Annotated in this window: 10 protein-coding genes; 4 read left to right on the top strand and 6 right to left on the bottom strand. The window is 62.7% G+C overall.

Features of this window, described 5'->3' with window-relative positions:
* Positions 1-16: 16 nt before the first annotated feature.
* From AC5RT3_RS00225 to AC5RT3_RS00215, 3 genes are all read left to right on the top strand, one after another.
* Positions 17-403 carry a hypothetical protein gene (locus AC5RT3_RS00225; RefSeq protein ID WP_494123238.1) on the top strand — a complete coding sequence of 129 codons (387 nt, stop codon included), beginning with the start codon at positions 17-19 and terminating at the stop codon, positions 401-403.
* Complete coding sequence (locus AC5RT3_RS00220) at positions 396-2,423, top strand: DUF8189 domain-containing protein (protein ID WP_494123237.1); 2,028 nt, start codon at positions 396-398, stop codon at positions 2,421-2,423. Before AC5RT3_RS00225 ends, AC5RT3_RS00220 begins: the two co-directional genes overlap by 8 nt.
* Positions 2,424-2,662: 239 nt before the next feature.
* Entirely contained in the window at positions 2,663-2,908 is a 246-nt protein-coding gene (locus tag AC5RT3_RS00215) for a three-helix bundle dimerization domain-containing protein (protein WP_494123236.1), read from the top strand.
* On the opposite strand, the gene AC5RT3_RS00210 is transcribed toward AC5RT3_RS00215, so the two are convergent.
* From AC5RT3_RS00210 to AC5RT3_RS00185, 6 genes are all read right to left on the bottom strand, one after another.
* The gene (locus AC5RT3_RS00210; RefSeq protein WP_494123235.1) at positions 2,874-3,689 is read right to left on the bottom strand and encodes an MBL fold metallo-hydrolase; all 816 of its coding nucleotides are present in this window, start codon (positions 3,687-3,689) and stop codon (positions 2,874-2,876) included. The two genes, AC5RT3_RS00215 and AC5RT3_RS00210, sit on opposite strands and share 35 nt — an antisense overlap.
* Positions 3,690-3,776: 87 nt before the next feature.
* Positions 3,777-5,930 (bottom strand): CBM96 family carbohydrate-binding protein, encoded by a 2,154-nt coding sequence (locus AC5RT3_RS00205; RefSeq protein ID WP_494123234.1) that lies wholly within the window; start codon positions 5,928-5,930, stop codon positions 3,777-3,779.
* 156 nt (positions 5,931-6,086) lie between these two features.
* The gene (locus tag AC5RT3_RS00200; protein WP_494123233.1) at positions 6,087-7,271 is read right to left on the bottom strand and encodes a glycoside hydrolase family 16 protein; all 1,185 of its coding nucleotides are present in this window, start codon (positions 7,269-7,271) and stop codon (positions 6,087-6,089) included.
* 967 nt (positions 7,272-8,238) lie between these two features.
* Positions 8,239-8,892 carry a sugar transferase gene (locus tag AC5RT3_RS00195; RefSeq protein WP_494010219.1) on the bottom strand — a complete coding sequence of 218 codons (654 nt, stop codon included), beginning with the start codon at positions 8,890-8,892 and terminating at the stop codon, positions 8,239-8,241.
* A gap of 21 nt (positions 8,893-8,913) precedes the next feature.
* Positions 8,914-10,047, bottom strand: a complete 1,134-nt coding sequence (locus tag AC5RT3_RS00190) for a DegT/DnrJ/EryC1/StrS family aminotransferase (protein ID WP_494123232.1) — start codon at positions 10,045-10,047, stop codon at positions 8,914-8,916.
* Positions 10,044-11,747: a polysaccharide biosynthesis protein gene (locus AC5RT3_RS00185; protein ID WP_494051177.1), complete on the bottom strand. Its 1,704-nt coding sequence runs from the start codon at positions 11,745-11,747 to the stop codon at positions 10,044-10,046. The genes AC5RT3_RS00190 and AC5RT3_RS00185 overlap by 4 nt, the downstream gene beginning before the upstream one ends.
* A 580-nt stretch (positions 11,748-12,327) precedes the next feature.
* On the opposite strand from AC5RT3_RS00185, the gene AC5RT3_RS00180 reads away from it, so the two are divergent.
* A complete protein-coding gene (locus tag AC5RT3_RS00180; RefSeq protein ID WP_494051178.1) occupies positions 12,328-13,380 on the top strand; it encodes a GNAT family N-acetyltransferase in 1,053 nt (350 codons plus the stop codon).
* Positions 13,381-13,535 lie beyond the last annotated feature (155 nt).

The following is a 13,535-nucleotide window of genomic DNA, read 5'->3' as shown; positions in this document are numbered from 1 at the left end:
CGCGTGAGGACGGGTGATGATGGGGCAGCCGTGGAGTTCCCTCCGGGTGGCCGGTTTGGCGCTGGACGTCCCCGAACAGCTGGCCCCCTCCCAGGAACACACCATTGAGGGCGGCGCCGCCGTCCTCGAAGGCGCCGGCATCAGGCTGACCGTCGACGCAAGCCCCTTCGCCGACCCCCTCACCCGCTACGCGGCCAAACCCGGCTACGAGCACTGGCAGGAAAACGTGGGCAACGGCACCGCGGACTTTGTCTCGTTCGAGGAGGAGGGAATCCGCACCCTTGCCGCCACCTTCCCCGGCCGCGCCACCGCCGTCGTCCATATGTCCCCCGGCGCGGAACGGGACACCGCACTGCAGATCCTGCGAAGCATCCGAACAGATCAAGGAGAGTCCAATGACTGAAGAGCAGTACCGCGCGGCCCCGTACCTGGCCGCCGTCGAAAACACCGCCGCGGGGGAACGGAGTCCGGGGTTCAGCAAGGTGCAAAGCTACCTTGAGCGGTTCGGCTACCTGGGCGAAGCAACCCCCCGGGAGCTCGGTGTCCTGGACGACCCCACCGAAGGGGCCCTGAAGAAATTCCAGGAATTCTTCCACCTGCCCGTCACCGGCGTCTTCGACGACGCCACCCGCGACGTCATGATGCAGGCACGCTGCGGTCTTCCGGACATGCGCGGCGGCGCAATCGCCTTCGCCACCCAGTGCGCGTGGACGGACCGGACACTGACCTACGCGTTCGATACCGGGACCGACGACGTTGCGGGCACCGCTGACTTCGACGCCATCCGCCGCGCCATCCAGACCTGGCAGAACGTGGGCGGGCTGACCTTCACCGAGGTGGCCCTCGGCTCCAGCCCGGACATCCGCATCGGCTGGCGGCCGGCAGCGGACCCGGACCACTCGATGGTGGGCGGGGTCCTGGCCCACGCAGACTTCCCGCCCGGCTGCAGCGTGGTCACCAACACCCTGCCCAAGCCGGTCCACTTCGATGACAGCGAGCACGTCTGGAGCGTGGGTGCCGCGGCGAGCGCCTTCGATATCGAGACGGTGGCCCTGCACGAGTTCGGCCACATCGTGGGGCTGGCGCACTCCAGCGTGGCGAACGCCGTGATGGCCCCCACCGTGTCCTCCAACTTCACCAAGCGGGCCCTCACCCAGGACGACATCGACGGGTTCCGGGCCCTCTACCCGGCGGCCCCGCAGGCCTGGTCCGGCTGGAACTCCCTGGGCGGCGTCATCACCTCGGACGTCTCGGTGGGCAACAACAAGGACGGCCGGCTGGAGGCATTTGCCCGCGGCACCGACGGCGCCGTGTGGCACCGGTGGCAGACCGCGCCCAACGGCAACTGGTCGGGCTGGAACTCCCTGGGCGGGGTCATCACCACTGAGATCGCCGTAGCCAACAACCAGGACGGCCGGCTGGAGATCTTTGCCCGCGGCACCGACAACGCCCTGTGGCACCGATGGCAGACAACCCCCAACGGGAACTGGGCTGGCTGGAACTCGCTGGGCGGCGTCATCACCGGGCCGCCTGCCACCGGCCGCAACGCCGACGGCCGGCTGGAGGTTTTCGCCCGTGGAACCGACGGCGCCGTATGGCACCGCTGGCAGACCGCACCCAACGGCAACTGGTCCGGCTGGAACTCCCTGGGCGGCGTCATCACCTCCGAGATCACCGTAGGCAAGAACAAGGACGGCCGGCTCGAGGTCTTCGCCCGGGGCACGGACAACGCGCTGTGGCACCGCTGGCAAACGGCACCCAACGGCAACTGGTCCGGCTGGCACTCGCTGGGCGGCATCCTCACATCCAACATCGCCATCGGCAGCAACAAGGACGGCCGGCTGGAGGCCTTCGTCCGCGGCACCGACAACGCGCTCTGGCACATGTGGCAGACGGCGCCGAACAGCGGCTGGTCCGGCTGGCGGTCACTGGGCGGCATCCTCACCTCCGATATCGCCGTGGGCAGGAATGCGAGCGGCCGGCTTGAGGCCTTCGTCCGCGGCACCGACAACGCGCTCTGGCACATGTGGCAGACCGCGCCGAACAGCGGCTGGTCAGGCTGGCACACCCTGGGCGGCATCCTCACCTCCAACATCACGGTGGGCAGCAACGCCGACGGCCGCCTGGAAGTCTTTGTCCGCGGCACGGACAACGCCATGTGGCACAGGTGGCAGAACATGCCCTTCCTCACGGAAGAGTCCACCGGGGCTGCGGCGATGGCCGGGGGCACGGACGTCTCGTCCGACGCCGGCGCTCCCCAAACGGTGGAGATGCCGCTTGGCGCCATGGCCGAGAGCGTGACAACCGACGGCCACAAGAGCCGCGAAGGACAGGACATGCCCGCGGGGGCGATGGACGGCGCGGAGAAGGAAGCCGTGAACGCGCAGGAGATGCCGGCGGGAGGCATGCCGACAGCCGTCTGACCAGGCGCAAAGGCGGGACGTACGACGACGGCGCGCGGCCGCCGTCGTACGCTTCGGTTCCGGACGTGCCGGGCAGGCTCGGGCCGCAAACTGCCGCCCCGCGATGCCTGTTGCGGCTTTCCGCAGACTTCCTCTTCAGGCCCTTTTCCCAGCGCCGCCCGTCCGTATCATTCAAGGATGCAGCCCGGCTCAGAATCGCACAGGTTGTCGTTGGCTCTCCCCCGAGGGGAGGACCGGTAATGCTCAAAAGGACCGAAGCCCAGGCCATCGCGGCCGTGGTGGAGCGGCTCGCCGAGCGGTTCCCCGATAAGCCCCGCTCCGTCGTCGAGGACGTGGTTGCCGAGGAGTACAGCCTGCTGGACGGCTGCCGGGTGCGGGACTACGTCGCAATCCTCGTGGAACGCGGCGCCAAGCGCAAACTTGTCCGCCGGCAGTTCACCGTGGACTTCGCTAGTGCTCCCGGCGGGTCTCCTGGAGCCGCTTGATGAACCAGCGCGACTGCTCCGGCCCGTAGGGCAGGACGGGGATCGCCTTGGTGGCGTCGCTTGGGGTGTCGCGGATGGACTGGCGCGCCTGGCGGACGGCGGTGGTCATGGTGTCCGCCATGGTCTTGACGAACTGGTCGCTGCACGGCTTCCCGTGCCCGGGGATCAGGAACTCGTAGCGGTGGCGCAGCGCTGAGATGTGGCGCAGCGCGTCCGCCCACTCCTCCGGGTAGGAGTCCTCGAAGGAAGGGTGCGCGCCCTGCTCCACGAGGTCGCCCACAAACAAGGTGGTGGGGGTGCCCACCAGGAGGTCGCCGTCGGTGTGGCCGCGGCCCAGGTAGAAGAGCGTGGCGGTGAGGCCGCCCAGGTCCACCAGCACCGGCTGGTCCTTCACGATGGCGTTGGGGACCACCAGTTCCACGTTCTCGCCCTCACCGGCGGACATCTCCGGTTCCAGCGTCCCCACGAAGCGGCGCTGCAGGTCCCCGTGTTCGTCGATTTCGGTGGCGCAGTTCTGGTGTGCCCAGAACTCCGTGACGCCGGCTTCGGCGAACACCGCGTTGCCGAAGAAATGGTCGTAGTGGGCGTGGGTGTTGACGACGACGAGCGGCAGCCGGGTCTTTTCCCGCACCGCGTCCAGGATTTCCCTGCCCTGCCGGGGGCCGCAGCCGGTATCGATCACCATGGCCCGTTCGGATCCGACGATGAGTCCGGTGTTCAGCAGCGATCCTTCGGTGAACAGCACATAGTTGTCCGCGCCGACTTCGAGCCATTCCGACATTGTTTCTCCGTACCTCCGGCAAAGCAGTGTTCGTTCGTCTGGCTCCCGATTGTACCCAGCACTGCTTGGAGATCCGGGGAAGCGCACCTACCGGAGGGTGAGGATCAGCTTGGGTGCGGCTGTGCTGCCGGCCTCCTTCGAGCTCACTGCCAGGCCGTCGGTGCTGCCGGTGTCCACGCCCAGGGTGAGCTGCTGGCCGAGCTCGCCGGCCAGGTCTGTGGCGGTCAGCGGAATGCTGTAGCCGGTGCTGACCGCCGTGGGGCCGAGCGTGCCGAGGCTGCTGGTGCCGAGCGCGGGACGGTTGGTGTAGGTGATCCCGCTTTCAGTCCAGCTGTCGTCGACGACCAGTTTGACGTTCTGCTTGCCCACTGAGGCATTGTCGCCAACGCTCAGCTGCAGCACCGCGCTCTCCAGCGTCCTGCCCGCATAGGCCGACAGGTCGAACTTGAGATACACAACCTCCACCGGGCTGTTGTCCACCCACAGTGCGGTTTTCTTGCCGTAGTTCGTCCCCGGCCCAAGGCTGGAGACGTAGCTGTCAGCGGTAGTCGTGAGCGTGACGGTCTCCGGTGTTGCGGGGGGCGCGGGAGCCGTTCTGAAAGTCCAGGTCCGGTCCGAGGCCAGCGCGTTACCCGCGGCATCCTTCACTCCGCCGGAACCGCCTTTTATCGTCGCCGTGTACGCCGTATCCGGCGCCAGGTCCGTGGCCGGGTCCAGCGTGGCAACGCTGCCCGTGCTGTTGAACGACACAGCCGCCGGCACCGCCGTCGTCCCCGCTGCCAGCGTGAACGTGTCCGCGGTGACCGTGGACGCGTCCAGCGTTTCCGAGAACTGTCCCGTCACGTTAGCTGTCACTGCCACGCCTGTTGCGTTGGTGGCAGGGGACGTACCCGTCACGGTTGGGGCGGTGGTATCGCCAGTGCCGCCGCCTCCGCCGCCGGCGGGTGGCTCGTAGAAGTGCCAGTACCGGTTGGTGGCGTTGACATCGGCGAGCACAAGCAGTCCGCTGTTGTCGGTGCCCCGCGCCTCGCTGTTGAGGTTCTGCTTGGTGGAGGTCACGTCGTGGGCATACTGGTCGGCATCCATGATGCGGTTGGTCTTTGTGGTGGTGAAGCTGATGTTGTCCAGGGGTGTGGACTTCTCGTAGATCGCGCCTCCCGAGCTGGTGCAGGTACCGGCGTTCGTGGTGCCGGCCGGCTTCGGATACGTGGCGAACGTCCGCAGCTGCTGGGTGCTCTCATCGATCAGGACCATCACCCGGTTGGGGCACTCCGCCACGGTGGCGATCGTGTGCGCGGACCAAGTGGTGCCGTTCAGCGCCAGCAGCTGGATCAGCGGCTGGGACGCCGAGGTGAATGAGGTCTTGATGGCGGCGAACACCCGGCCGCCGGAGGAGTCCAGCCATTTAAGGTTCATGTGGTCGTCACCGCTGCGCAGCCCCGACACCGCCGTCTCGGGAGCGGACCAGTCAGCTTCCGGCGCCCCGTCCACGTGGTGGCTCCAGTACATGCCGTCGGTGGCGTCGCCCACCTGGCGGCTCCACATCACACCGATTTTCCCGTCGAATGCGATCATCGCCGAAATGTCGTCCACTGACACATTGCTCAAGGATGCTGGATGAGGGAACGGGGTCCCCCATGTCTTGCCGTCCGTGCCGGTCACGTTCAGGTAGATCCGGTTGCCCTGCTGCCACGTGGCCCACATCCTGCCCGTGGAGTCCTTATCGATGGTCAGAACCTCGACTTTGGAGTTGTTGATCTGTGAAGAACCCAGCAGTGAATACTTCTTGGCGCTTGAGTCGTAGCTGTAGCGCCGCATGGTCGTTGGGAAGTTCGGCTCGGCCGGCAGTCCGTCGTTGACGAACCGGTAGCTCGCCACATACAACGTGGTCCCATCCCACAGCACGTCATGATGGGTGTTACCCCGCGCGTCCGTCACCACCCCCGTGCTGGCCCATGAGCCCGTCGCGGCGTCGAACCGGAATATGTGGAACTTCGAGCTTGCGGTGTCCCACAGGTTTCCCCACCAGATGCCGTCGTTGAACCACAACCCGCTCGTGGCCCGCTTCGTGCCCGTCGGCACTGACGTCCCCGCATGCGACGGCCCCTCCACCCCGATATCACCTTCGGCAGCCGAGGCCCCGGCCGGAACCGCGAGAATACCGGTTACTGCAAGCAGCAGCACTGACAGGAGTGCATGGAGCCGCAAATACCAGCGCCTGTCCAGATTCACGTCGAACACAATCCACCCTCTTCAGCTAGAGCGTGCCCCCTGCCCACGGCGATTCCTCACCGTACCAATGGGGCTTCCAGCCGATCACCAGTAGCGCCTACCCGCTTCAGGGGGAGCCGGTACCCGCGGAAAGTGGTTCGATACCCGGATCCGGGCGGACTGCACCTAGTTCCGGGCCCAGATGGCCACCCAGTCAACGTAGACGTGGCCTGCGGTGTCGGGTGCCGGGCAACCGGTCAGGCAAGACTCGGTCTGCAGGAGGTAGCGCATCGGCTTGTCCGGCACCATGGACGTTGCAACGCCGATGGATTTGCCGTCCAGGAAGAATTCGATGCGACCGGGTGTCCATTCGGTGGTTGCCACGTGCCAGTCCGTGAACGGGACCTCGGGGCGGAAGACGTCGAAGGTGTGGTTCCCGTCCGGGCCGATGCCGTGCAGGGCGGCGTAGATGACTTTGGACAGGTCCCCTTCCGGGAAATCGATCTCGCCGTCCTGCGGCCACTGCTTGCTGACGGGCCAGAGCAGCCAGGCCAACTTGTAACCCGGGAGGGAATCGGCTTTGAAGCGTACGGAGTAGCGCCCGTAGAGCTGGCTGTTCCAGGGCGCCTGGGTGGTACCTGCGAATCTCGGGGATGGTGCTGCGCCCATGGAAACACCGTTTTCGGAGTGCAAAAAGAAGTCCAGGACGCCGTCGTGGACGCTGAGAACCTTGGACGGGTAGTACCCGGACGTTCTCGCATCCTTTGGCTGCGTTTTGCCATGGGTGTCCGGCGTGCCGTCCTTGTAGGTCTCGTGCCATCGCGAACCGTAGATGCCGGGAAAATCGCCAATGGGCACGTTTCCGTCCGTGAAGTCATCCACAAAGACCTGCCGCCAGCCGGGCAGGTCGCCCACCGGGACGGACTGGTAGAAGGACGGAAACTCAGGTTTTGGAGCCGGCTGGGAACCGCTGCCGTTTGTCGGCGCCGGGGAGGCGGTTTCGACCGTAGCCGCCGGGGTGCTTGCCTCGGCAGTTGCCTCGGCACTTGGCTCGGCACTTGGCTGCGAGGAACTTGGCTCGGAAGCCTGCTCCGGGGAAGGAGCATCCGTGGTGGGCTGTGCAGACTCAGTCACCTGGGTCGCGGGCTCGCTACTTGGCCCTTCGGAGCTCTGGGTCCGCGGGTTATTTGCTGCAACGCTGAGCGTGCCGATCGTGAGCGCCAGGGAAACGACCATCAGCACGGCCCCGCCGGTCCGCGCACGCTCCTTGACCGTCTCCGTGTGCGACGCTCCATCCTCAGGGACAAGATGCCGGGGCGTCCGGCGACCCCCCATCCAGGCAAAGCGGGAGTTGCGAGGGCTGTCTCCCATGGTGTCCTCCCAGCGTGGTCCGGCCGCCGGGGACTTCTGGCAAGAACGGAGCGCCCCGGCCTCATCCCCTTTTGTTCAGCGTAGGAGGGGCCGCCGCAACAGGTCACGAGTACCGAGTACTCATATTTAGGATTCAACTCTCGCGCAGGTACTTGTTTTCCAGACGACGCGCTCCAGTACGTTCCGCTCGTAATGACGTCAGTCCCGTCTAAATCCGTGCATACGGGCAGCGGCGAGGCTGTGGCTTGCATCGAACTCTGCAATCGGCGGCTTCTTGGCCGGTGCCCACGCTTCAGGTCCATTACTGCTTGGCTGCTGCAAGTAACGCCAAAGGACCAGCCCCGTGCAGGCCATCAACAGCAACCCTGCAACCAACCCCCAACTTCGGGGTACCGGAACTCCCGCCGGCTTCAACTTGAAGTGTGAAGCTGCAACTTTCGGTGCTACATGTCTCCAATGTTCTTGGAGTCGGGGGTAGATGGGTTCCGTTCCGCCTGCTACCTCGTCAGCTAGCTGACGTAACGTCACCTGCAGACGGGGTGAAGCTGTTTCAAGGCCGGCATCTAGCCCGGCCACAACTTTCTGCAGCGCAACCTGAACACCCGGCGTGGCCCATTGCCTACCCTTCGCCAAATGATGAATCAGGTCTTGTGATAGGAGAAACGTCTGCTCCTTGTCAATCACATGCCCTGTTGTATGCACGGGTGCCTCCTATGAACAGCTACGTCAATGGACTACGTCGGGCATTGGTGACCGCTGGAGAGTAGCCGGCTTCGAAATGGAAGCCCTCGCCTCCGATCCGCTTCCACATTAGGACTCCTAACGCAAAGGTCGCCCGAGTAACTAGTACGCGTCTTCAAATCACCCGTTACGGGGCTGGCATGAGCGGACTCGTGAGACCCCCCGCGACCAGGGCGAAGTGGGACGAACACTTTACCCGTCCCGTTGACCAAGCTGGAAATTCCCATCAAAGTTGCTTTGCATTGCCCGTATCAAAATTGCCCGTATCAAAGTCGTCGTTCTCGTCCTGACTTAACGTTTCGACGACGCCCTCAGCTCTGAGAACTTTGAAGATCGTGGCAACCAGTATCTTGGCGTCCAAGAAAGGGCCCACGTCGGAGACGTACTCCAGGTCCTTTTTGATTCGAAGACTCCAGGGCGCCTCGGCCCTGTAAGTTACTTGCGCCAATCCTGTGAGCCCTTGAGGCACCAGAACCCGACGGGCCTGCTCGGGGGTATATCGCGCGTAATGGGCGGGCAGTGCGGGCCGCGGCCCCACGAAACTCATGTCTCCTCGAAGAATGTTCACCAGCTGGGGAAGTTCGTCCAAACTGTATTGTCGCAGTTTCACGCCCAGCGGTGGCACGAGATTCAGTTCCGGCAGAATGGACCCGCCGCCGATCTCCTCCGCATTGTTGATTAGGGTTCGGAATTTTACCATTGTGAAAACTTTGCCAAACTGGCCTATACGGCGTTGGCGAAAGAGAATCGGCCTCCCCATGCGGACGCGTATCAGGATGGCGATTAGTGCCATGAGTGGCGTGAGCGCCACAAGCATGAGTGCGGCCGTGACCCTGTCAAAAAGTGCGCGCCATGCCAAATACGTCTGATGATGATCCACGGGCTTCCCTCCGCTCAAACATCAATTTCGGGATGCTAGGAATGATTGAAGAGCCTCAATAACGCGGGAAAACTCACCAGACGTCAAAGCAGAGCCCGAAGGAAGCGTGAGACCTGTCATAAAATACCGCTCCGACGTACCGTCCACGAAACACTCAGCGTCCGCGAACACAGGTTGGAGGTGCATCGGTTTCCACAGAGGACGTGTTTCGATATTTTCTGCAGTAAGGTAGGCAGCCATATCCTGCGCTGTGAAACCGGCCGCCTCCGGGTCAATTACCACCGACGTGAGCCAACAGTTGTCCTCGTGATCACAGAGAGCCCCAAACAGTTCCGCACCTTTCACCTGTGAGAAGAACTCTCGATAGATTTCGCGACGCCGGCGGCGTATGGACATCATCCCGTCCAGTCGCAGGAGTTGTGCCCGCCCCAAGGCAGCCAAGACGTTGCTCATCCGGTAGTTATAGCCAATGTCCTTATGCTCGTAGTGAGTCACAGGTTGCCTCGCTTGGGTGGCCAAATACCGCACGCGGGATGCGGTCTTGGGGTCTGCGGTCAAAAGCATTCCGCCGCCAGAAGTCGTCATGATTTTGTTGCCGTTGAAGGACAAGGCGGCCATGTCGCCGAATGAGCCGGCAGCCTTCCCACGACGGGTGGCGCCAAATGACTCCGCTGCATCGGAAATCACCGCCATTCCGAACCGTTCAGCAATGCGGTCTATCTCGTCAAAGTTGCAGACCTTACCCAGTAGGTCTACGGGCAGAACCGCCTTGGCGGGACGAACTTCCGCTGCCAGCTTTTCCGCTGCTTCTTCCAATAGCGCCGTACTGATGTTGCCAGATACATCACTGTCAATGAAGTAAGGGCGAGCACCTGTGTAACGGATCGCGTTCGCTGTCGCAGCGAAAGTCATAGTCGAGGTCAGTACTATGTCCCCATGTCCGATGCCCTGGCTCAGCAGGGCCAGATGCAAGGCGGCAGTTCCCGATGCAAGCGCCACACCATAAGGAACTCCAACCCGCTTCGACACCTCGGCTTCAAATTCCTCGACATCCGGGCCCATAGGGGCGACCCATCCCGAACGGAGTGCGTTTAAAACAAACTTCTCTTCCAACTCACCGACATCAGGTGCTGATAGATAGATCCTGGTGTTCATTGTCTGCTCTCAAGGCTGAGTAACCGCAGCATGTCGTCCCTTGCCTGGGCAAGGGCTGGGTCGAAGCAGTTTCCCATTAGATCCTCGGGCGAAAGAGGCGGCACCACGGTATGGCTGATCTTCGGGTGGATCGGCCGTCTGTCCGTTTCGCCCTCCCCTACCAGCTCCTCGTGCAGTTTTTCTCCCTGTCGAAGCCCGGTGATACAGATGCTGATGTGACGGCCGGACTTAGCAATCATCCGTTCAGCTACATCCATAATTCGAACTGGCTCTCCCATATCCAAAATCAGCACTTCCCCTGGACATCCGATCGCGCCCGCCTGCACCACCAGCTGGCATGCCTCCGGAATAGTCATGAAGTAACGTGTTACGTCCGGGTGAGTTATGGTCAACGGACCTCCTGCCTCAATTTGTAGTTTGAAGGTAGGAAGCATAGAACCGCGGCTGCCGATGACGTTGCCAAACCGTACGGACAAATAGGACTTCTCTGTATCAGCGGCAAACCAAGCTGTTAACCGTTCTCCCAAGCGCTTCGAATAACCTAGGACACTCGTTGGGTTTGCCGCCTTGTCAGTAGAGATATTCACGAAGTTTTGAACGCCCGCTGCCTTGGCTGCACGCAGGACATGAAGCGTTCCGAGCACATTTGTTTGCCATGCTTCGTTCGGGTATTGCTCCAGCATGGGCAGGTGCTTAAGCGCAGCGGCGTGGAACACTATGTCCGGGCGTCTTTTCATGAAAATGTCTTCGATTGTGCACGCATCGCGAATATCGGCAAGCACAACATCGTCCGTGTCGAGTAGCCCGTGTCCAGAGATGGAAATTTGGGTGCCCTGCAAATTTGTCTCATCCCGGTCGAGCATGATGAGCTCAGAGGGTGCGAACCGCGTAATCTCCCGGCAGAGTTCAGATCCGATCGACCCACCCGCACCAGTGACCAGGACGCGTTTGTTAGCGATGAATCCAGCTATGGAAGCCAGTTCGGTGTCAACAGGCTGCCGGCCAATGAGGTCGGCTATGGATACGTCCCGAAGGTCCTTCAGCCCTGTACGGCCTTCAAGGACATCGGCGAGTAGGGGCAGAACAAGCAACCGAAGGCCTGCTTCATCCGCGGCATCTGAAACTTCGCGGAGTAGCTCGGCGTCCGCCCGGGCGATCGCAAAGATGAGTACTTCCGCTCCGCTGGCCCCTGCTACCCGGGCCAGATCCTCGCGGCGGCCCAGAACTGGTACCCCTTCCAGCCGGAAATTCCGGAGTCGGAAATTGTCATCTATGATGCCCACGGGACGGTAAGGCGAATACTTGTCCTCGTTCATCTGCCGTATGACGTGTTGCCCCAAATGGCCCGCTCCGTAGACCAGGGTGGGAGTGGCAGTTGCACCCGGACGGAGACGCCGCTCGCTAAGCGCTCGATGCGTTAGACGCACTCCTGCCATCAGAACAGCAGCAACGAGCAACGCAATGCAGGGTGCGCTTCGAGGGAAATGGTCTGACGCGGGAACGAAAAGCCGACCAATCGTCAAAATGGCGCCGACACTGGTCACCACCAACATGAGGTTCAAAGCATCGTGCCGGGAACCATACGGATGAAGATATCTGTAAAGGCCGAGGACCCACCCAAGCAGTGCCTGCAGGACAACCGCAAACGATATCGCTATACCGAGAATTACAGGATCAATCCTTGCAGCATCGAAATCCAATCGGATCAGTGTGCCAACAGGAAGTGCGGCGGCCCAGACACCGCTGTCCACCAGAAACTCTCGCCACCGAAAGACCCGATCCGGCGTTGAAGTAGTATCCGCGCCGCTCGCCCGGGCTGCATCAAACTTGCGCCGTCGCGCCAAGCCAAAGTTGGGTCCCGGATGGGGTAACCGGACACCGCTGAAGTGTCCAATCACCGCAGGCCCCAAGAATTAGTAATCCAACGCTGCCGCACACCCACAAAGCCGCTATAGCGCGCACACTCTGAGCTCGCAGGTACAAAAGCTGCCTGACGAAACCTCATGTGAAAACGCTAAATCCGAGAGGCCAGCGGAGAACACAGTAGAGACTACTCGATTTAGAAACCATGGCTACCCGGAAAGACCGCACATTCGGGGCCATTGTTTTTTCGGCATCGCCTTGGCGCCGAGGGCGGCAGTGGTTAACAAAGGAAGGCAGCACAATTCCCTCTAGGGAGATGCTGTCCGTTCGCGCAGCCATTGTGTAGCAGAGCGGGCAACGCTAACATACTGGCGGGGAGGGTCTGGTCTCGCTTGACGAGCGCGAAGGGCCCATTACATGACCTCCTCCGCCCCCACCACCCCCGTAGCGTCCAGGCGGTTCATCCATGTAGTAGACGCCGCGGTTTGGGACTCACACATCGCCCGACTGGGTATCAGGGACACCTACAGCTGCGCTGCATACCACCGAGCGGCGGCCCTGATCGAACCGGAAGGCACCAAGCCAGTCCTGCTGGCTTACGAGGACGAGCGCGGCGAAGTGGCGCTTCCGCTGTTGTTGCGTCCGCTACCGGGGGGTCACGGGTGGGATGCCACCAGCGCGTACGGCTATGGGGGTCCGATCGGCCGGGGAGCCCCGGACTTGAACGCCTTCGGCGCCGCCGTAGACGCGTGGGCCCACGAGCAAGGAGTCGTGTCCACGTTCCTCCGACTGCACCCGCTTCTCGGCAACGGAAGGCTCGTGCCGCCAACTGCCGAGCTGTTCGACGTCGCGTCCACCGTGGCATGGGACCTGTCGCCAGGCCGGGACCTGCGGCGAAACCTGCACTCGGATCAACGTAGATCAGTGCGGAAGGCGGAGAATGCGGGTCTCACAATCACCATAGCAACCCACCCAACGAGCCTGGACGGCTTCCGGGACCTGTACGTCGCCACGATGCGGCGCCAACAGGCAGCGGACTTCTTCTTCTTCCCTGACGCGTACTGGCGGGCGCTGCTCACTGACGACCAATTCCTGGTACCGCTGCTGGTCGAAGGTCGGCTGGCGGATCGTCTGGTCAGCGCACTGCTGTGCTTTGCGGCAGAGCCCTGGCTTCACGCGCACCTCTCGGCCGGAGACGACGTGGCGCGAGCGATTGGCGCCTCCGCTGCCTGCTATCTTGCAGCTGCGGAATGGGCGCAGGCGAGTGGACTGACCAGCTTCCACTTGGGTGGTGGACTCGGTGGAAACACCACTTCTCCGCTTTATGCTTTCAAGCAGCGCTTCGACCCTTCCAGCCCGCCACGGCTGTTCCAAGTTGCAAAGTTGGTCCACGACCGTGATCGGTACCGGAAGCTCGCCGGGACAGACGCCACCGACGGGTTCTTTCCTCCATGGCGCCGCCCACAGTAGCCCCTCCGCGCTGACCCAAAGTAGCTCATCAACCAGCGGCGTCAACCCTATCCATGCGAAAAGCCCCAGAGTAGGCTTGCCCGCACCACACTGAAGAAGCCCGAAAGTGGAGGACCCATGTCAGCCAAGCACCCGACTTCCCGGCGCGCCGTTTA

The organism is Arthrobacter sp. Y3221159 (assembly GCF_059089885.1).
Note: the sequence above shows the minus strand (reverse complement) of the source record. Positions and strands in the feature narration are given on the sequence as shown.